This is a genomic window from Mycolicibacterium tokaiense (assembly GCF_010725885.1).
Lineage (GTDB): Bacteria > Actinomycetota > Actinomycetes > Mycobacteriales > Mycobacteriaceae > Mycobacterium > Mycobacterium tokaiense.
This window is the reverse complement of sequence record NZ_AP022600.1, coordinates 2,111,181-2,129,258: the sequence shown is the minus strand read 5'-3', so window position 1 is coordinate 2,129,258 and position 18,078 is coordinate 2,111,181. Positions and strand designations below refer to the sequence as shown.

Here is an 18,078-nt window from a genome sequence, read left to right as displayed (position 1 = left end):
CCTGATGCCGCCGATCGACATCGACCGTGAGGCCGCCCGTGAGGCCGCCGAGAACGAACTGACCAAGCCGATCTACCCGAGGGGTTCGCTCACCGACCAGTTCAATCAGTGGATCGACGAGCTGATATTCCGCATCGTGGCCAAGGGCGACCTGCTGCCCGGCGGATGGTTCACCCTCGCCGTGCTGGCCATCATCGCCGTGATTGCCGTCATCGTCGCCGTCCGCATCGCCCGCCGGACCCTGCACACCCGGCGCGGTGGCGACCCCCAGCTGTTCGGAGCGGTCGAACTCTCCGCGGCGCAGCACCGGGAGCTGGCGCAGCAGAGTGCCACCCGGGGAGACTGGGCGGCCGCCATCCGGCACCGCCTGCGCGCCGTCGCCCGCCACCTCGAGGAAACCGGGGTGCTGACCTCGGTGCCCGGCCGCACCGCCACCGAGTTGGCCAGAGATGCAGGGGCGGCACTGCCCGAGCTGACCGACGAATTGTCCTCGGCTGCAACTGCTTTCAATGATGTCACCTATGGTGAGCTGCCTGGCACCGAGGCGGCGTACCGGATGATCAGCGACCTCGACCAGCACCTCGGCCGTCGTTCGCTGCACGCCGCGATCGCCACCCCCACCGCACCATCCGGCGGTTGGGAGCACGTACGGTGACCACCCGCCGCAAGACCGTCCGCTGGGTGGGCACCGCCGTGGTGCTGATCGTGGCCCTGGCGGTCCTGACCGCCTGGCTGACCGCACCGCGCCCCGGCGGCCGCATGGACCCCACCGCCACCTCCGCCGAGGGCGCCCGCGCGTTGGTGACGCTGCTGCGCGAAGCCGGCGTCGATGTCGAGGTGGCCGACACCGTGGCGCAGGCCCGGGCGGCGGCGCGCCCCGATTCGCTGACGCTGGTGGCGCAGACCCCGTTCACCGCCGACGACGACGCCCTCGCGGAGCTGGCCGCGGCTCCCGGCGATCTCCTGCTGGTCGAACCGAACTCCTTCACCCGCGAGGCACTGGCACCCGCCGTCCGGACGGCGACCTCGACCACCTACGGCGGTGAGCCGGACTGCGAGCTGCCCGCGGCGCAGCGGGCGGGGGTGGCCCAATTCGGCCCCACCGGCACCTTTGAAGCGGCCGAGGCTTCCGGGGTGGATCTGACCAGCTGCTACTCCGGTGCACTGGTGCGCTATCGCGACGACGGCCGCACCGTCACGGTGGTCAGTTCCGCCGGATTCCTGACCAACGGCATGCTGCTCGACGAGGGCAACGCCGCGCTGGCGATGAATCTCACAGGTGAGCACCCACGCCTGATCTGGTACGCACCGCAGCGTGCCGAAGGTGAAAACCTAGGTACCTCAACCGTTTTCGATATGATCCCGCCGCAGTGGAACTGGGTGGTCTGGCAGCTGTGGCTGACGGTGGCGCTGGTGGCGATCTGGAAGGGCCGCCGCCTCGGTCCGCTGGTGGCCGAACGGCTGCCCGTGGTGGTCCGCGCCTCCGAGACGGCAGAGGGCCGGGCCCGCCTCTACCGAGCCCACCGCGCCCGTGACCGCGCCGCCGACGCCCTGCGCTCCGCGGCCCTGCAGCGGCTGGCCCCACGGCTGGGGCTGGGCGCCGGCGCGCAGGACTCCACGCTGGTCCTGGCCGTCGCCCAACGCACCGGGGCTGATCCGTTCACCGTGGGCCACACCCTGTTCGGGCCGGCACCGGCCTCGGACGCCGAACTGCTCCAACTCGCCCACGCACTCGACGACATCGAAAGGCAGGTCGCCCACTCGTGACACAGCCAGATTCCGCCCGTACGGCCCTGCTGGCCCTGCGCAGTGAGATCGCCAAAGCCGTGGTGGGCCAGGACGCCGTGGTCAGCGGTTTGGTGATCGCGCTGCTGTGCCGTGGGCACGTGCTCCTGGAAGGTGTTCCCGGCGTGGCGAAGACACTGCTGGTGCGATCGCTGGCCGCGGCGCTGCAGCTGGACTTCAAGCGGGTGCAGTTCACCCCGGACCTGATGCCCGGTGACATCACCGGTTCCCTGGTGTACGACGCCCGCACCGCGGAGTTCGAGTTCCGCGAGGGTCCGGTCTTCACCAACCTGATGCTGGCCGACGAGATCAACCGGACGCCACCGAAGACCCAGGCTGCGCTGCTCGAGGCAATGGAGGAGCGGCAGGTCAGCGTCGACGGCGATCCGCGGCTGCTGCCTGATCCGTTCATCGTGGCGGCCACCCAGAACCCGATCGAGTACGAAGGCACCTATCAGCTGCCCGAGGCCCAGTTGGACCGCTTCCTGCTCAAGCTGAATGTGCCACTGCCGCCGCGTGATCAGGAGGTCGCGATCCTCAGCAGGCATGCGCACGGGTTCGATCCGCGCGACCTGTCGGCCATCCGGCCGGTGGCCGGTATCGACGACCTGCGCGCCGGGCGGGAGGCAGCCGCCAGGGTGCTGGTCGCCGACGAGGTACTGGGCTACATCGTCGACATCGTGGGCGCCACCCGGCACTCCCCCGCGCTGCAACTCGGGGTGTCGCCGCGCGGATCCACTGCCCTGCTGGGCACCGCGCGAGCCTGGGCGTGGCTGTCAGGCCGCAATTACCTGACCCCCGACGATGTGAAGGCGATGGCGCGGGCCACCCTGCGCCACCGCATCGCGTTGCGCCCGGAGGCCGAACTCGAAGGTGCCACGCCCGACGGCGTGCTGGACGGCATCCTGGCCTCGGTGCCGGTGCCGCGGTAATGATCCTCACCGGGCGCACCGGGCTGCTGGCCCTGGTCTGTGTACTGCCGATCGCGGTGGCCCCTTGGCCGGCAACGGCTTTCGCGATCCTACTGGCGGTCTTGGCGGCCGCGGTGGCACTCGACGTGGCCTTGGCCGCCAGCCCGCGGGCGTTGCAGTACACCCACTCCGGGGACACCTCGGCGCGTCTCGGTGAGCCGGTGCGGGTGGACCTGTTGATCCGCAACGGCGGTTCGCGCACATTCCGCGGCGCGGTGCGCGACGCCTGGGCACCCAGTGCGCGCGCCACCCCCCGGGCCCACCAGGTCAGCATCGCAGCGGGCCAGCAGCATCAGGTGCACACGTCGCTGCAACCGATCCGTCGTGGAGATCAGCTCAGCGCCGCGGTCACCGCGCGGTGTGTCGGGCCGCTGGGCCTGGCCGGGCGGCAGCGCTCGCAGCGGGCCCCGTGGACGGTGCGGATCCTGCCGCCGTTCCTGTCCCGCAAGCACCTGCCCTCCCGGCTGGCCAAGCTGCGTGAACTCGACGGCATGGTCCCGGTGCTGATCCGCGGTCAGGGCACCGAATTCGATTCGCTGCGTGAATATGTCGTCGGCGACGATGTGCGGTCCATCGATTGGCGGGCTAGCGCTCGGCGCAGCGACGTGGTGGTGCGCACCTGGCGGCCCGAACGCGACCGCAGGGTGGTGATCGTCGTCGACACCGGGCGGACGTCGGCGGGCCGGGTGGGCGTCGATCCCACTGCGGGTGATCCCGGTGGCTGGCCGCGCCTGGACTGGTACCTCGACGCCGCCCTGCTGCTGGCGGCCCTGGCCGCGCGCGCCGGAGATCACGTCGATTTCCTGGCCCATGATCGAACCACCCGTGCCGCCGTGGTCAACGCCTCCCGCACCGAGTTGCTGGCGCACCTGGTCGAGGCGATGGCTCCCCTTGAACCCGAGCTCGTCGAATCCGATTCTCGCGCACTGGTGGCCGCCATCTCCCGCCGCGTCCGCCGCCGCGCGCTGGTGGTCCTACTCACCGACCTCAACGGCGCCGCCCTCGACGAGGGTCTGTTGCCGGTGCTGCCGCGGTTGGCGGCCAAGCACCAGGTGGTGGTGGCGGCGGTCAGCGACCCGCGGATCGACGACCTGGCCGCGGGGCGCACCGACGCCGCTGCGGTGTACGACGCGGCGGCGGCGGAGAAGTCCCGTAATGACCGGCGCGCCATCGCCTCCCGCCTCCGTGCGGCCGGCGTTGACGTGGTCGACGCCGTGGGCGAGGACCTGGCGCCCGCGCTGGCGGACAGCTATCTGGCGATGAAGGCCACCGGCAGGCTCTGACCCTGGGCAGCGGTCAGGAGGTGGGCACCACGTCGGGGGCGTCCTCGGCGTCGCCGGTGGCACCGGCGGCCACCGCCTTGCGTCCGAAGTAGATGACGTAGGCCAAGAAGGCGGCCTCGGCCAGCACACCGATCGCGATGCGGACGAACGTCGGGAACGGCGAGGGCGTCACCAGGGCTTCGATCAACCCGGATATCAGCAGCACCACCACCAGTCCCACGGCCACCGACACCACGGCCCGGCCCTGCTCGGCCAGCGCCTGTCCGCGCGGGCGGTTGCCCGGGGAGATCACCGTCCAGCCCAGCCGCATGCCGGCGGCGGCGGCCAGGAACACCGCGGTCAGCTCCAGCAGCCCGTGGGGGGTCAGCAGCCCCAGGAACACCTCCCCCTGGCCGTGATGGAACATCAATCCGCCGGTGACGCCGAGGTTCGCGGCGTTCTGGAACAGCACGTAGGGAATCGGAATGCCCAGCAGGATCGCGTATCCGATGCACTGTGCGGCCACCCACGAGTTGTTCACCCACACCCGCAGGGCGAACGACGCCGCCGGGTTCTCGCTGTAGTAGGAGGCGAACTGGCTGTTGACCAGTTCGTCGATCTCCGAGGGAGTTCCGATGGCGGCCTGCACCTCGGGATTGCGCATCACCCAGACACCGATGATGGCGGACACGACAAAAAAGCCGATGGCCGAGCCCAGCCACCAGCGCCAGGCGCGGTAGGCCACCACCGGGAAGGACACCGTCCAGAACCGGACGAACTCACTCCACAGCGGGGCGTGCGCGCCGGTGACCGCGGCCCTGGCCCGGGCCACCAGCGTGGACAGCTTGCCCACCAACACCGAGTCGGTCGAGGACGATCGCAACACCGAGACGTGGGTGGAGACCCGCTGGTAGAGCTCCACGAGTTCGTCGACCTCGGCGCCGGAGAGGGTGCGCCGCTTCTTGACCAGGGCCTCGAGTCGATCCCATGCCGGGCGGTGGGCCAGCACGAACGCATCGACATCCACGCCTGCCGAGTCTAGTAGCGTCGCCAACGTGACCTCGCCGTATCAACCTGCCCATGGTTCCGTGGTCACCGGAGACGCGGTGGTCCTCGACGTCGCCCTGGCTCAGCTGCCGGTGCGGGCGGCCGGCGCGCTGATCGACCTGACCGTGATGTTCGTCTTCTACATCCTGGGCCTGCTGATGTGGGCGGCCACGTTGGCCGACTACGACCCCGCGCTCACCGCGGCGGTGGTGATCATCTTCACCGTGCTGGTCCTGCTGGGATATCCGGTGGTCTTCGAGATGGCCACACGCGGCCGGTCGTTGGGCAAGATGGCGCTGGGCCTGCGGGTGGTCTCCGAGGACGGTGGCCCAGAACGCTTCCGCCAGGCCCTGTTCCGTGCACTCGCGGCGGTGATCGAGATCTGGATGTTCTTCGGGGGCCCCGCGGTGATCTGCAGCCTGATCTCACCGAAGGGCAAGCGGATCGGCGACGTGTTCGCGGGCACCGTGGTGATCAGCGAGCGCGGGCCGCGTCCGGCACCGCCGCCGGTGATGCCGCCGACACTGGCGTGGTGGGCGGCCTCCCTGCAGCTGTCCGGGTTGGGTGCCGAGCAGGCGGAGTTGGCGCGGCAGTTCCTGGACCGGGCGGCCCAGCTGGATCCGGCCATCCGTGACGAGATGGCCTACCGGATCGCCGGAGAGGTGACCGCACGCATCTCGCCGCCCCCGCCGCCGGGCACCCCGCCGCAGTTCGTGCTGGCGGCGGTGCTGGCCGAACGGCACCGCCGGGAGTTGCACCGGTTGGCCGGGCCCGTCAGTGGTGGTCCCGGCCACCCTCCGGCGGCTCAACCGCCTGCAGCACCACCCCCGGTGCGGACCCCGCCGGCGACCGGAGGTTTTGCACCACCGACCTAAAGTGAGACATTGCTGTCTCATTTTGATGATTCTGTGCTATAAATTGAGCCATGGGCGAAGTGGCTTTGATCGAGGGTGGCGCACGCGGCCGTACCCGTAGGGCGATCATCGAGGCGGCGATGACGGTGCTCGCCGACAATCCGGCCGCCCCCCTGAGCGACATCGCCACCGCCGCCGGCGTCGGCCGCAGCACGCTGCACCGGTACTTCACCGAGCGTGCCGACCTGATCCGTGCGCTGGCCCTACACGTCCACGAGCTGAGCACCGCCGCCATCGTGGAAGCGGAGCCGGAGTGCGGTCCGCCCCTGGCGGCGCTGCGCCGCGTGGTGGAAGGCCAGTTGGACCTCGGCCCCATCGTCGTCTACGTCTTCACCGAGCCGATCGTCAACGCCGATACCGAGCTGATGGCGCACCTGGACACCGGCGACGAGGTGATCGCCGAGATGCTGGCCAAGGTCTCCACCCAGCCCGACACCGCACCTCCGGGATGGGCTCGACGCGCGTTCTGGGCCCTGCTCGACGCCGGCAACCAGGCCGCCAAGCAGGACGGCACCCCCAAGCACCGCATCGTCGACGCCATCATGACCACCCTCACGCAGGGCACCATCACCTCCGACGTGTAGAGCCCCCGCTCCACGTCACCTCAGTTCGGTAGGAGTACACGCACATGTCCACGTCCATCGGCCTCGACCGCACGGTCTCGGCCTCCACTCCCCGCAGCGCCTGGCTGGCGCTGGCGGTGTTGATGCTGCCGGTCACGCTCATCGCCGTCGACAACACCGTGTTGACCTTCGCGCTGCCGCTGATCGCCCAGGACTTCCAGCCGCCGGCAGCCACCCAGCTGTGGATCGTCGACGTCTACGCCCTGGTGCTGGCAGCACTGCTGGTGGCGATGGGTGGCATCGGTGACCGGATCGGCCGACGCCGGCTGCTGATGATCGGATCCAGCGGCTTCGCCGTGGTCTCCATCGCCGCCGCCTTCGCTCCGAGCGCCGAGGCACTGGTGGCAGCGCGCGCACTGCTCGGCGTGTTCGGCGCCATGCTGATGCCGTCCACGCTGTCGCTGCTGCGCAACATCTTCGTCGATGCGTCCGCCCGCCGGCTGGCCATCGCCATCTGGGCCTCGGGCTTTACTGCGGGTTCGGCGTTGGGCCCGATCGTCGGCGGCGCACTGCTGCAGCATTTCCACTGGGGCGCAGTATTTCTCATCGCCGTACCCATCCTGCTGCCGCTGTTGATCCTGGCACCGCGGCTGGTGCCGGAGTCCCGCGACCCCCACCCGGGCCCACTGGATCTGGTGAGCGTGCTGTTGTCGTTCGCCACCATGCTGCCCTTGGTGTGGGCCATCAAAACCGCCGCCCACGACGGGTTCTCCCTGTCCATCGTGGCGGCCGTGGTGAGCGGGCTGGCCGCGGGCACCTGGTTCGTGATGCGTCAGAACCGCAGTGCCACACCGATGCTCGACATGAACCTGTTCACCTACGCCCCGTTCACGTCGTCGATCCTCGCGAACTTCCTGTCCATCGTGGGCCTGATCGGGTTCCTGTTCTTCATCTCCCAACATCTGCAACTGGTACTGGGGATGAGCCCGCTGGCCGCCGGGCTGGTGACGCTGCCCGGTGCGGTGGTGTCGGTGATCGGCGGGTTGGCGGTGGTGCGGCTGGCCAGACGGTTCACCCCGCAGGCGTTGATGGCGTTCGGGTTGGTCCTGCTGGCAGCCGGCTTCGGGTTGATCCTGCTGTTCCGCCACGACCTCACCGTGGTGGCGGTCATCGTCTCCTTCGTGGTGCTCGAACTCGGCGTGGGCATGTCGCAAACCATGTCCAACGACGCCATCGTGTCCTCGGTGCCCCCGGCGAAAGCCGGTGCGGCGTCGGCGGTGTCGGAAACCGCCTACGAGCTGGGCGCGGTGATCGGCACGGCGACCCTGGGCACCATCTTCACGGCCTTTTACCGCAACAACGTGACCGTGCCCGCGGGCCTGAGCCCGGAGCAGGCCAACGCGGCAGCCGAGAGCATCGGCGGCGCGACGTCGGTGGCGGCCACCCTGCCCCAGGGCGTGGGTGACAGGTTGCTGGAATCGGCTCGTACGGCGTTCGATTCAGGCATCGCACCCACCGCGATCATCGCCGCCACCCTGGCGCTGCTGGCCGCGGTGGTGGTCAGTGTCTCGTTCCACCGGAAACCCGAGGTTGACACCGGCGAGCAGGCATCCGACGGTACGCACGTGGTTCCGTCGTGTCCACGAACCGTGGTGACCGGCCCGCTGCGCGACCGCCTTGCCGGCGGACAACCCGATGCAGGTCAGGCGGTGTCGGCGAACCGTTGCGAGACGACGTTCCAGTCCACCACCTGCCACCACGCGGAGAGGTAGTCGCCGCGCCGGTTCTGGTGCTTGAGGTAGTACGCGTGCTCCCAGACGTCATTGCCCATCAGGGGGGTGCCCTTGACGTCAGCGACGTCCATCAGCGGGTTGTCCTGATTGGGCGTCGACGTGATGGCCAGTTGGCCGTCCTGGCCGACGATGAGCCACGCCCAGCCCGAGCCGAAGCGCTGGGTGCCTGCCGCGTTGAATTGGCTCTGGAACTCCTCCATGGAGCCGAACCGGTTCTGCAACGCGGCCTGCAGTTCGGGTGAGGGCTCACCGGTCTGCGCCGGTGCGGTCATGGTGGTCCAGAAGAAGGAGTGGTTCCAATGCCCGCCGGCATTGTTGCGCACCGCGGTGGGCAGCGTCCCGGCCGAGGCCACGAGTTGCTCCAGGGACATGCCCCCGAGGGCGGGATCTGCGCTGACGGCCACATTCAGCGCGTCGACGTACGCCTGGTGGTGCCGGTCGTGGTGGATCGTCATGGTCTCGGTGTCGATCACCGGTTCCAGGGCGCTGGGCGCGTAGGGCAGTGGCGGCAGGGTGAAAACCGGCTCGGCAGTCGCCGAGGGTGCGACAACCACGGCCGCTGCGGGCAATACAAGCGTGAGGCATGCTGCCATCGTCGCGAGGAACCGGTGTGCCACGTCATCTCCGCTCAGCCACTGCGACCGCACGGTGCGGCCGGGGAGCGGGTACCCGTTCCGACAGGAAGTTCACAGGAAACGATCAGGTGCGGAACGTGAGCGTCAGGACCACCAGGTCGACGGCCAGCAGCACCCAGGCTGCGATGGGCACCAGGATGCCCCGGGGGCGCCGGGCGGTGACGAAGGACAGCAACACCGCGACCGCTGCCACCACCGGCGGACCGTACAGCAACACGGTGAACACGCCCTCCGACGGCACCTCGCACGTGTCGGCAGTGCACGCGGCGGTCGCCATCACCTTGCCGTAGGCCAGCACCACCAGGGCGACGGCGCCCAGGATGGTGGCCAACGCCAACGCCCAGTTCAGCATGGTGGCGGCGGGGCGGGTGCGGGTGCCGAGCTCGGACTTGGCAGCAGACATGTCTGCGGCCTACCCCCGCGGGCGGCCCGCTAACCGGTTCGCGTTCAGGCCACGCCGGCTGATCAGCCGGTGATCCAGTTGCCGTGGAACCCGAAGGGCACCCGGCGCGGCAGCGCAACGGTGGCCACCGGAGCGCCGCCGAAGTCGTCGGCGGCCAGGATCACCAGGTCGCTGCCGTCGCGCGCGCGGTCGTAGACATAGCTCAGGTAGTAGCCGTTGGACTCGTCTGCCGGACCGGATGACGAGGCGACGAACACGGCCTCGCCCGGGATTCCCGCATCGAATGTATGCCGCTGTGCCGCTCCGGTTTCCATGTCGTATCGGATCAGGTCCGCGCCGGCGACCGCCACACTGTAGCGGGCGTTCATGCCGGCGAGGCGGTCGTCGATGCGGGGGAACTCCACGGCGGCGTCGTCGACCTGGCGTTCGGTCACCTTCCCGGTGGTGAGATCCAGCGTCCAACTCCACATCACGGCGTCTTCTTCGAAGCCCCCGCCCCGGCGCCACAGCTCGGGATACCGGACCGCCTGCAGCACAAGGGAATCACCGAGGTCGTAGGCGTTGGACACGTGGAAGACGTAGCAGGGATCGATGTCGAACCAGCGGATCTCGCCGAAGGGATCGTCACGGCGCAGCACACCCAGCCGGGCGCCGTAGCTGTCATCCCAGCGATACGGCATGTCGCCGTTCATCGCGATGTCCATGTTGAACACGATGGGCAGGTCCATGAAGACGACGTGGTCGGCTGTCATCGCGAAGTCGTGCATCATGGTCAGCGCCGGCACCTCGACACCGCGGTTGATCACCAGGTTGCCCTGGGCGTCGGCGCGGTGATAGGTGACGTGCGGGCTGGACAGGTTGCCGTAGCCGAAGAAGTGCAACTCGCCGGTGGTGGGGCAGATCTTCGGGTGGGCGGTCATGGAATCCATCAGCTTGCCGCCGAAGTCGTAGACACCCAGGGTCTCCAGGTCGGTGGACACCTCGTAGGGCAGCGATGATTCGACCAAGGCCAGCGTCTTGCCCGCGTGATTGACCACGTGGGTGTTGGCCACGCTGGAGTGCAGATTGCGGGTGCCGTCCGCGTTGTAGACGTCGAAGTCGTTCTCGAAGCTTTCGGTGCGCACCCAGCGGTTGCGGTACCACCCCGCCCGCCCACCCTCGAGGCGCACGCCGTGGATCATGCCGTCGCCGGTGAACCAGTGCGCATTCTCCTGACGGGGGTTCGGCCCGTTGCGCAGATACCAGCCGTCCAGCTCCGCCGGGATGGCACCTTCGACCACGGGCAGGTCGAATTCAGTGAGCTCGTCGTCGACGGGAGCGTAGTTGCCGGTGCGGAAGAACGGCACGTCGACGGACTGCTCGTCGCGCTCGGACAGGTCGGTCATGGCAGAGGCCTCCGGGGCAGGATGGGGCTGATGCCTCCACTATCACCGTCCATAACTGACATGTCAATAGTGGAATATTGCTGGAGCGCGAGATCTCGCACGTCGGAGGAAGATCGCAGGATGGCCGATCGACGACATTCCGCCGCCCTGTTCCGGGCCGTGGTGGGGCGCGACGGCAACTCCCATCCCGGTGTGGTCGACGAGCTGCGCCGGGTCATCCTCGACGGCGCCGTACCGCCCGGCACGCCCATCCCGGTGGGCGAGGTGGCCGAGATGTTCGGCGTCAGCCACATCCCCGTGCGGGAGAGCTTGAAAACCCTGACCGCAGAAGGACTCGTCCAGCACCGGCCCAACGCCGGCTATGCGGTGGCGCAGCTGACCACCAGCGAACTGGCCGAGATGTACCTGGTGCGCGAGAGCCTCGAATCCGCCGCCATGGCCGCAGCCGTGCAGCACGCCACCGACGCCGACCGGGCCCATCTGGTGGCTGTGCACCAGATGCTGGAAGGGGCGCTGAAATTCGATGATGCGCAGGCCTACCACCGGCACAGCAGGCAGTTCCATCTGGCGTTGAGCCGGCCGTCACGCATGCTGCGCCTGGTGCACATGCTCGAATCGGCATGGAACATCACCGAACCCGTGCAGTTGATGGTGCATGTGGGCGCGACCGAGCGCACCCTGCTGCACGACGATCACCGGGTGATGCTGCGAGCGTTCCTCGCCCGGGATGCCGCGGCCCTGCTGGCGGCCGCAGCGGTGCACAACCAGCGACTCAACACGGTGGTGGCCGATCTGCCCACCGACACCGGCCTGGTCATCCACGACGACTGATCAGCGAAAATATATCCTCGGCGCAACGGGCGGGAAACACGACTTTGGTCAACTTCAGCCATGTCTGACACCAGGGACCTCCCCCCGAGCGCCGTGGTCGGCGCCGGCGACCTCGTCGAAGCGTCCGGTCACCCGGTCGGCGGCGGCGTCATCAAATCGCACTACGATCCCCGCCTGACCAACGAGGACCTCGCCCCACTGGGCAAGCAGTCCTGGTCGTCGTACAACATCTTCGCGTTCTGGATGTCCGACGTGCACAGCGTCGGCGGCTATGTCACCGCCGGCAGCCTGTTCGCGCTGGGCCTGGCCAGCTGGCAGGTGCTGATCGCGCTGCTGGTGGGCATCGTGATCGTCCAGTTCTTCTGCAACCTGGTGGCCAAACCCAGCCAGCAGGCCGGGGTGCCCTACCCGGTGGTGTGCCGCAGCTCCTTCGGAGTGCTGGGGGCCAACATCCCGGCCATCATCCGCGGTCTGATCGCGGTGGCCTGGTACGGCATCCAGACCTACCTGGCTTCTGCGGCACTCGACGTGGTGCTGCTCAAGCTGTTTCCGGCCCTGACCCCGTACGCCGACCCCGAGCAATACGGGTTCACCGGCCTGTCGCTGCTGGGCTGGTGCAGCTTCGCACTGTTGTGGGTGCTGCAGGCCTGCGTCTTCTGGCGTGGCATGGAGTCCATCCGCAAGTTCATCGACTTCTGCGGCCCGGCCGTGTACGTCGTGATGTTCATCCTGTGTGGTTACCTGCTGTACCGATCCGACTGGCACGTCAGCCTCACCCTCGGCGGGGAGAAGCAGGGCAGCACCATCGCCGTCATGCTGGGCGCCATCGCCCTGGTGGTGTCCTACTTCTCCGGACCCATGCTGAACTTCGGCGACTTCTCCCGGTACGGCAAGAGTTTCGCAGCGGTCAAGAAGGGCAACTTCCTGGGTCTGCCGGTCAACTTCCTGGTGTTCTCACTGTTGGTGGTGGTCACCGCGGCCGCCACGGTTCCGGTGTTCGGTGAACTGCTCACCGATCCGGTGGAGACGGTGGCCCGCATCGACAACACCATGGCAATCGTGCTGGGCGCCTTGACCTTCACCATCGCCACCATCGGCATCAACATCGTCGCCAACTTCATCTCGCCGGCGTTCGACTTCTCCAATGTCAGCCCGCAGAAGATCAGCTGGCGGATGGGCGGCATGATCGCGGCCGTGGGCTCGGTGCTGCTGACTCCGTGGAATCTGTACAACAACCCGGAGGTCATCCACTACACGCTGGAAACCCTGGGCGCCTTCATCGGTCCGCTGTTCGGTGTGCTGATTGCGGACTTCTACCTGGTGCGCAAGCAGAAGATCGTGGTCGACGACCTGTTCACCATGACCGAGACCGGAAACTACTGGTACACCAAGGGCTACAACCCGCCTGCGGTGCTGGCCACCGTCGTCGGGGCGGTGCTGGCCGTCATCCCGGTGCTGTTCGGCAGTGCGGTGGACGCACTCGGGGTTGCCGCGCAGTACAGCTGGTTCATCGGCTGCGGCGTCTCGTTCGCCCTGTTCTATGTGCTGGCCACGCGGGGTCCGTGGCGGATGTCCGCACTGCGGCTTGCCCAGGGTGCGGAGTTGGTCGAGGGCTGAGCGGCCCGCGGTGGCCGTACCATGTGCGCGGTGAGCCTTCGGTACGCCACCCTCGGGCTGCTGGCCCAGCACCCCGCCAGCGGCTACGACCTGCTCAAGCGATTCGAAGCCTCGATGGGCAACGTGTGGCCGGCCACCCAGAGCCAGCTCTACGGCGAGCTGAACAAGCTGGCCGCCGACGGTCTGATCGAGGTGACCGCCGTGGGCGCCCGCGGCCGCAAGGAGTACGCCGTCACCGACGCCGGGCGCGCCGATCTGCGGGCCTGGGTCACCCGGACCGCGGATCCCACCCCGATCCGTCGGCCCGACATCCTGCGGGTGTTCCTGCTCAGTGAAGTACCCGGGGCCGACGCCCGCGCCCATGTCGGCGGTATCGCAGACCACGCCGAACAGGCGCTGGCCCGGTTCGAGGCCATCCGGGACTCCGTGCCATGGGACGACTCCGCCGGCGACTTTTACGCCCGCGCGGCGCTCGAGTACGGAATACGCAGCGCCACATTGGAAGCCGAGTGGGCGCACTGGCTGCTGGGCGAGATCGACCGCCGCGCTACTTCCTGACGCGGCGCACCGACCCGCCGGTGATCCGATAGGTGGCATGGTCGTCCTCGGCGCCGCCGTTGACCAGCCGGAAGCTGGCCGCGTCGGCGGCCCGCGTCACCGCGCCGGTACGTAGGCAGAACACCACCTGCCCGTCGGTGCCCCAGTCGTCGTCGAGCCTGCGAAACGTCGCGCCGTTGACCCCGGCCACCCGCAGCGTTCCGTTGGACCGGTACAGGCCATGGTCGTCGCAGGCCCAACTGTTGGTCGGCGTGTTCCCGAGGAAGCGGAAGCTCGCCGGGTCCAGCTTCTTCTTGGGCGCGCCCCACAGATACACCGTGGTGGCATCGCGTGCCCAGGCGGTGCTGAACACCTCGAAGGTGGCCGGATCCGACTTCTCGACAGCCACCAGCACATCGTCGGGATGGCCGAAAGGCCAACTGGTCCTGGTGAAGTCCCGGCGGTACACCCGGTGGGCATCCTTGCCGAAGCGCTCACTGACCATCTCGAAGGTCGCCGGATCCGCCCCGTCGACCGGGTAGCCGTTGTAGAAGATGCGCGCGCCGTCGCGGGTCAACAGCTCCGCCTCGGGTTCCGCGGGCGGCGCGATGTACTCCGGGTGCCACCAGCCCACGATGCCGGGGTGGTGCCGGTGCAGCCAGTCCCGCAACCGCGTACCGTCCTGGGCTTCCGCAGTGTCCTTCTGGTCGTCGGCCAGTGTGATCGCCGAGTAGTGGTGATAAAGGTGGTCCTTGTCGGCCAGGTACGCGCCGTTGGCCACCGCCGTTGCCGCATCGGCCTTGTCGAAGTGACAGAACCGTTTGCCGCCCTTGACATAGATGCGCCGCCGATCGCGCGCGAAGTACGGTGAGTGCTCCAGCAGCTCGAAGGTTGCCGGGTCGGCGCCCGGAATCGGGGTGTCCTCGAGGTACACCGTGGTGGCCGACAGGCCGTAGTCGTCGTCGAGCACCCGGAACTGCGTGCTGTCGCTGAGTCGGACGGCCTTGCCGGTGCGTTCGTGGAACCACCACACCCCGGCGGCGTCGCGCAGGTAGCCGGCCGTGAGCCAGCCGTCGCGGTGGAGGTGGATCACGGCGAAGCCGTCGGCGCTGATACCGCCGCGCAGGGGAGCGCCCTCGAGCATGACCACACCGTCCACCACGTCCACTGTCACGGTTCTCGAGGATAGTGGGGAACAAACGTTGCATCCCGATAGTTATCGATATATCGTAAACGTATCGGAAGCGGTTCCCGAGCTTCCCTCATCGAAAAGAGAGACACCCCATGAACACCCCTTTCACTCCCCCTACCGGCCCCTTCGGCGGCCAGCCCGGCCCCTTCGGCTTCGGCCCTGGCGATCGTCGAGCGCTGCATGAGCACCGCCGCGGCGCCCGCCGCGAATTCCGCGATCACGTCCGCGAGCACGGCGGCCCCGGCTTCGGCCCGGGTTTCGGTCGCGAGTTTCCCGGGTTCGGCCCCGGCTTCGGATTCGGGCCCGGCGGTTTCGGCGGCCGCGGTGGCCGTCGCGGCGCCAGTCGCGGCGGTCGCGGCAAGCGCGGTGACGTGCGTGCGGCCCTGCTCACCCTGCTCTCCGAGCGACCCATGCACGGCTACGAGATGATCCAGGAGATCGCCGCCCGCAGCAACGGCCTGTGGAAGCCCAGCCCCGGCTCGGTGTACCCCACCCTGCAGCTGCTCGAAGACGAGGGCCTGATCACCGCCGCCGAAACTGACGGCAGCAAAAAGCTTTTCGAGCTCACCGCCGACGGGCGCGCCGCGGCGGAGAAGGTCGAGACCGCGCCGTGGGACGAGATCAACGACAACGCCGACCCGGCCGCGCTGAACCTGCGCTCGGCCACCGGCCAGCTGTTCGGAGCCGTCGCGCAGTCGGCGCACGCAGCCTCCGAGGAGCAGCAGCAGCGGATCATCGAGATCCTCAACAACGCCCGCCGCGAGATCTACCAGATCCTCGGCGAAGACTAGGATTTGTGGAGTTTCACCGGCGCCCAGCGCCGGTGAAACTCCACAAATCACTCCACGTCCACCCAATCGAGGGTGCGCTGCACGGCCTTCTGCCACCCGGCGTACCCGGCGGCGCGCTGGTCCTCGTCCCAGGACGGGGTCCAGCACTTGTCTTCGCGCCAATTGGCCCGCAGCTCTTCGGGATCCGACCAGAACCCCACCGCCAGGCCCGCAGCGTAGGCCGCCCCCAACGCCGTCGTCTCGGCCACCACCGGGCGCACCACGTCCACCCCCAGGACATCGGCCTGGATCTGCATGCACAACTCGTTGGCGGTGATGCCGCCGTCGACCTTCAGCACCTCCAGGTGCACCCCGGAATCGGCTTCCATGGCGTCCACCACGTCGCGACTCTGGTAGCAGATCGCCTCCAGCGCCGCCCGGGCCAGATGTGCGTTGGTGTTGAACCGGGACAACCCCACGATGGCGCCCCGGGCATCCGAACGCCAGTACGGCGCAAAGAGTCCCGAGAACGCCGGGACGAAATAGACCCCACCGTTGTCGTCGACCTGACGGGCCAGGGCCTCACTCTGGGCAGCGCCGCTGATGATGCCCAGCTGGTCACGCAACCACTGGATGGCCGAACCCGTCACCGCGATCGAACCCTCCAGCGCATACACCGGAGCGGCGTCGCCGAAGCGGTAACACACGGTGGTCAGCAGGCCGTTGGACGAGCGGACGATCTTCTCCCCGGTGTTCAGCAGCAGGAAATTGCCTGTGCCGTAAGTGTTCTTGGCCTCCCCCGCCGACAGACACACCTGACCCACCATGGCGGCCTGCTGATCGCCCAGGGCCGCCGTCAACGCGATGCCGGACGCCGTGGTCCCATAGGGCTCCGGTGACGACGACGACCGGATCTCCGGCAGCATCGACCGAGGAATCCCGAAGAACCCCAACAGTTCTTCGTCCCAGTCCAGGGTCTCCAGGTTCATCAACATGGTCCGGCTGGCGTTGGTGACGTCGGTGACGTGAACGCCTCCGCGCACCCCGCCGGTCAGGTTCCACAACAACCAGGTCTCCGACGTCCCGAAGATCGCGTCGCCGCGTTCGGCTGCCGCCCGAACCCCGTCGACGTTCTCCAGGATCCACTGCACCTTGCCCGCCGAGAAATAGGTGGCCGGCGGCAGCCCGGCGACCCGGCGGATCACGTCACCGCGGCCGTCGCGGTCGAGTGCGGAGGCGATCCGGTCGGTGCGGGTGTCCTGCCAGACGATGGCGTTGTAGTACGGCCGTCCCGTGGTGCGGTCCCACACAAACGCCGTCTCACGCTGGTTGGTGATGCCGAGAGCAGCCAGATCGGAGGCCTGCAGCCCCGTCCGGTTGAGCACCGACGTCAGCGCCGAGGAGGTGCGCTCCCAGATCTCCACCGGATCGTGTTCCACCCACCCCGCCCTGGGCAGGATCTGCTCGTGTTCGAGCTGGTGTCGGCCGATCTCGGTGCCGCTGTGGTCGAAGATCATGGCGCGGGTGCTGGTGGTGCCTTGGTCAATGGCTGCAACGAAGTCGGCCGGCATTCGTCCATGATGAACTACATGAGCCGTGTCGAGATCGAATCCATGCCTCGCGGCGGGCCGGACGCCTCCTGTCTGGACCGGTTGCTGGAGACTGATCGCCTGGAGTACCTGGACCGCGACGACATCGACGACGCGGTGAAACGCCGCGTCATCGGCGCCCTGGACTGGACCGGCCGCGTCTTCGGCAACCACCGGCGGTTCGCCGAGATCGCGCTGGCCGAGGTCGCCGAGGTGCCTGATCCGGCGATCCTCGAGCTGGGTGCCGGGCACGGCGCGGTGTCGGCGCTGTTGCTGGAGAACCACCCGACCGCCCGGCTGACGGTCACCGATCTGAACGCGGAGTCGGTCGCGGCCATGGCCCAGCTCGCCGACGACCCGCGGGTCAGTGTGCGTCAGATGGACGCCACCGCCATCGACGCCCCGGACGGCGCCTTCGATCTGGCGCTGTTCGCGTTGTCCTTCCACCACCTCGCGCCGCCGCAGGCCGCGCAGGTGTTCGCCGAGGGCACCCGGGTGGCCACCAAGCTGGTGATCATCGACCTGCCACGGCCACCGGCCCCGTTGCACCTGATGCGGCTGGCGAGCATGCTGCCCTGGGCGCCGGTGCACCCGTTCGTACACGACGGTGTGATCAGTTCGCTGCGCAGCTACAGCCCGTCGGCGCTGCGCGCCCTGGCCGCCCACGCCGACCCGAACATCCAGGTCACCCTGCGTGGCGGCATCACCTCACCCCAGGTGGTTGTGGCGCACAGGGTTTGAATCGTGGTGCGTCAAACCCTGGTGTGCAGGGCGGCGCAACGGG

General features: G+C 68.5%; 18 protein-coding genes. 12 read left to right on the top strand and 6 right to left on the bottom strand.

Translation table 11 applies throughout. The annotated features are described in order from the left end of the window. Window positions 1-4: 4 nt before the first annotated feature. The 4 genes from G6N58_RS10185 to G6N58_RS10170 are packed head-to-tail and all read left to right on the top strand — an operon-like array spanning window position 5 to window position 4,039. A complete protein-coding gene (locus G6N58_RS10185) occupies window positions 5-655 on the top strand; it encodes a DUF4129 domain-containing protein (protein WP_115278815.1) in 651 nt (216 codons plus the stop codon). Next, window positions 637-1,767: a DUF4350 domain-containing protein gene (locus tag G6N58_RS10180; RefSeq protein ID WP_115278816.1), complete on the top strand. Its 1,131-nt coding sequence runs from the start codon at window positions 637-639 to the stop codon at window positions 1,765-1,767. The genes G6N58_RS10185 and G6N58_RS10180 overlap by 19 nt, the downstream gene beginning before the upstream one ends. Continuing rightward, window positions 1,764-2,717 carry an AAA family ATPase gene (locus G6N58_RS10175; protein ID WP_197746415.1) on the top strand — a complete coding sequence of 318 codons (954 nt, stop codon included), beginning with the start codon at window positions 1,764-1,766 and terminating at the stop codon, window positions 2,715-2,717. The genes G6N58_RS10180 and G6N58_RS10175 overlap by 4 nt, the downstream gene beginning before the upstream one ends. Continuing rightward, the gene (locus tag G6N58_RS10170; protein ID WP_115278817.1) at window positions 2,717-4,039 is read left to right on the top strand and encodes a DUF58 domain-containing protein; all 1,323 of its coding nucleotides are present in this window, start codon (window positions 2,717-2,719) and stop codon (window positions 4,037-4,039) included. The genes G6N58_RS10175 and G6N58_RS10170 overlap by 1 nt, the downstream gene beginning before the upstream one ends. Before the next feature lie 13 nt (window positions 4,040-4,052). Here G6N58_RS10170 and G6N58_RS10165 read toward each other — a convergent pair whose 3' ends face one another. Beyond that, window positions 4,053-5,045: a stage II sporulation protein M gene (locus tag G6N58_RS10165; RefSeq protein WP_068914625.1), complete on the bottom strand. Its 993-nt coding sequence runs from the start codon at window positions 5,043-5,045 to the stop codon at window positions 4,053-4,055. 61 nt (window positions 5,046-5,106) lie between these two features. On the opposite strand from G6N58_RS10165, the gene G6N58_RS10160 reads away from it, so the two are divergent. Genes G6N58_RS10160 through lfrA form a run of 3 tightly spaced genes read left to right on the top strand, consistent with a single transcriptional unit; the run spans window position 5,107 to window position 8,314 of the window. Then, a complete protein-coding gene (locus tag G6N58_RS10160) occupies window positions 5,107-5,940 on the top strand; it encodes an RDD family protein (RefSeq protein ID WP_115281602.1) in 834 nt (277 codons plus the stop codon). 50 nt (window positions 5,941-5,990) lie between these two features. Further along, the gene (locus G6N58_RS10155; protein WP_068914623.1) at window positions 5,991-6,563 is read left to right on the top strand and encodes a TetR/AcrR family transcriptional regulator; all 573 of its coding nucleotides are present in this window, start codon (window positions 5,991-5,993) and stop codon (window positions 6,561-6,563) included. A 44-nt stretch (window positions 6,564-6,607) separates the two neighbouring features. Beyond that, on the top strand, window positions 6,608-8,314 hold the full coding sequence (gene lfrA / locus G6N58_RS10150; RefSeq protein ID WP_115278818.1) for an efflux MFS transporter LfrA: 1,707 nt from the start codon (window positions 6,608-6,610) through the stop codon (window positions 8,312-8,314). On the opposite strand, the gene G6N58_RS10145 is transcribed toward lfrA, so the two are convergent. From G6N58_RS10145 to G6N58_RS10135, 3 genes are all read right to left on the bottom strand, one after another. Next, a complete protein-coding gene (locus G6N58_RS10145; protein WP_232067807.1) occupies window positions 8,245-8,952 on the bottom strand; it encodes a superoxide dismutase in 708 nt (235 codons plus the stop codon). The two genes, lfrA and G6N58_RS10145, sit on opposite strands and share 70 nt — an antisense overlap. Before the next feature lie 82 nt (window positions 8,953-9,034). Beyond that, a complete protein-coding gene (locus G6N58_RS10140) occupies window positions 9,035-9,373 on the bottom strand; it encodes a hypothetical protein (RefSeq protein WP_115278819.1) in 339 nt (112 codons plus the stop codon). A gap of 62 nt (window positions 9,374-9,435) precedes the next feature. Continuing rightward, window positions 9,436-10,758, bottom strand: coding sequence for a carotenoid oxygenase family protein (locus G6N58_RS10135; RefSeq protein ID WP_115278820.1), 1,323 nt, complete (start codon window positions 10,756-10,758; stop codon window positions 9,436-9,438). Between the two features lie 120 nt (window positions 10,759-10,878). On the opposite strand from G6N58_RS10135, the gene G6N58_RS10130 reads away from it, so the two are divergent. Genes G6N58_RS10130 through G6N58_RS10120 form a run of 3 tightly spaced genes read left to right on the top strand, consistent with a single transcriptional unit; the run spans window position 10,879 to window position 13,764 of the window. Beyond that, window positions 10,879-11,589: a GntR family transcriptional regulator gene (locus G6N58_RS10130; protein WP_115278821.1), complete on the top strand. Its 711-nt coding sequence runs from the start codon at window positions 10,879-10,881 to the stop codon at window positions 11,587-11,589. Between the two features lie 60 nt (window positions 11,590-11,649). Next, entirely contained in the window at window positions 11,650-13,206 is a 1,557-nt protein-coding gene (locus G6N58_RS10125; protein WP_068914619.1) for an NCS1 family nucleobase:cation symporter-1, read from the top strand. A gap of 21 nt (window positions 13,207-13,227) precedes the next feature. Continuing rightward, window positions 13,228-13,764 carry a PadR family transcriptional regulator gene (locus tag G6N58_RS10120; protein WP_068914618.1) on the top strand — a complete coding sequence of 179 codons (537 nt, stop codon included), beginning with the start codon at window positions 13,228-13,230 and terminating at the stop codon, window positions 13,762-13,764. Here G6N58_RS10120 and G6N58_RS10115 read toward each other — a convergent pair. After that, window positions 13,754-14,917 (bottom strand): DKNYY domain-containing protein, encoded by a 1,164-nt coding sequence (locus G6N58_RS10115; RefSeq protein WP_147289339.1) that lies wholly within the window; start codon window positions 14,915-14,917, stop codon window positions 13,754-13,756. The two genes, G6N58_RS10120 and G6N58_RS10115, sit on opposite strands and share 11 nt — an antisense overlap. Window positions 14,918-15,027: 110 nt before the next feature. Here G6N58_RS10115 and G6N58_RS10110 point away from each other — a divergent pair, with 110 nt between their 5' ends. Then, on the top strand, window positions 15,028-15,726 hold the full coding sequence (locus tag G6N58_RS10110; RefSeq protein ID WP_115278824.1) for a PadR family transcriptional regulator: 699 nt from the start codon (window positions 15,028-15,030) through the stop codon (window positions 15,724-15,726). A 47-nt stretch (window positions 15,727-15,773) separates the two neighbouring features. On the opposite strand, the gene glpK is transcribed toward G6N58_RS10110, so the two are convergent. Continuing rightward, window positions 15,774-17,276, bottom strand: coding sequence for a glycerol kinase GlpK (gene glpK / locus G6N58_RS10105; RefSeq protein WP_115278825.1), 1,503 nt, complete (start codon window positions 17,274-17,276; stop codon window positions 15,774-15,776). Between the two features lie 9 nt (window positions 17,277-17,285). Between glpK and G6N58_RS10100 the strand changes: the two genes are divergently transcribed. After that, window positions 17,286-18,035 (top strand): class I SAM-dependent methyltransferase, encoded by a 750-nt coding sequence (locus tag G6N58_RS10100; protein WP_115281604.1) that lies wholly within the window; start codon window positions 17,286-17,288, stop codon window positions 18,033-18,035. The last annotated feature ends 43 nt before the right edge of the window (window positions 18,036-18,078 follow it).

Excerpts from the sequence above, each read along its gene's own strand:
- G6N58_RS10185 (WP_115278815.1), top strand. The coding sequence starts at position 5 with ATGCCGCCGATCGACATCGACCGTGAGGCCGCCCGTGAGGCCGCCGAG.
- G6N58_RS10170 (WP_115278817.1), top strand. The coding sequence starts at position 2,717 with ATGATCCTCACCGGGCGCACCGGGCTGCTGGCCCTGGTCTGTGTACTG.
- G6N58_RS10155 (WP_068914623.1), top strand. The coding sequence starts at position 5,991 with ATGGGCGAAGTGGCTTTGATCGAGGGTGGCGCACGCGGCCGTACCCGT.
- lfrA (WP_115278818.1), top strand. The coding sequence starts at position 6,608 with ATGTCCACGTCCATCGGCCTCGACCGCACGGTCTCGGCCTCCACTCCC.
- G6N58_RS10140 (WP_115278819.1), bottom strand. The coding sequence starts at position 9,373 with ATGTCTGCTGCCAAGTCCGAGCTCGGCACCCGCACCCGCCCCGCCGCC.
- G6N58_RS10135 (WP_115278820.1), bottom strand. The coding sequence starts at position 10,758 with ATGACCGACCTGTCCGAGCGCGACGAGCAGTCCGTCGACGTGCCGTTC.
- G6N58_RS10130 (WP_115278821.1), top strand. The coding sequence starts at position 10,879 with ATGGCCGATCGACGACATTCCGCCGCCCTGTTCCGGGCCGTGGTGGGG.
- G6N58_RS10125 (WP_068914619.1), top strand. The coding sequence starts at position 11,650 with ATGTCTGACACCAGGGACCTCCCCCCGAGCGCCGTGGTCGGCGCCGGC.
- G6N58_RS10120 (WP_068914618.1), top strand. The coding sequence starts at position 13,228 with ATGTGCGCGGTGAGCCTTCGGTACGCCACCCTCGGGCTGCTGGCCCAG.
- G6N58_RS10110 (WP_115278824.1), top strand. The coding sequence starts at position 15,028 with ATGAACACCCCTTTCACTCCCCCTACCGGCCCCTTCGGCGGCCAGCCC.
- glpK (WP_115278825.1), bottom strand. The coding sequence starts at position 17,276 with ATGCCGGCCGACTTCGTTGCAGCCATTGACCAAGGCACCACCAGCACC.
- G6N58_RS10100 (WP_115281604.1), top strand. The coding sequence starts at position 17,286 with ATGAACTACATGAGCCGTGTCGAGATCGAATCCATGCCTCGCGGCGGG.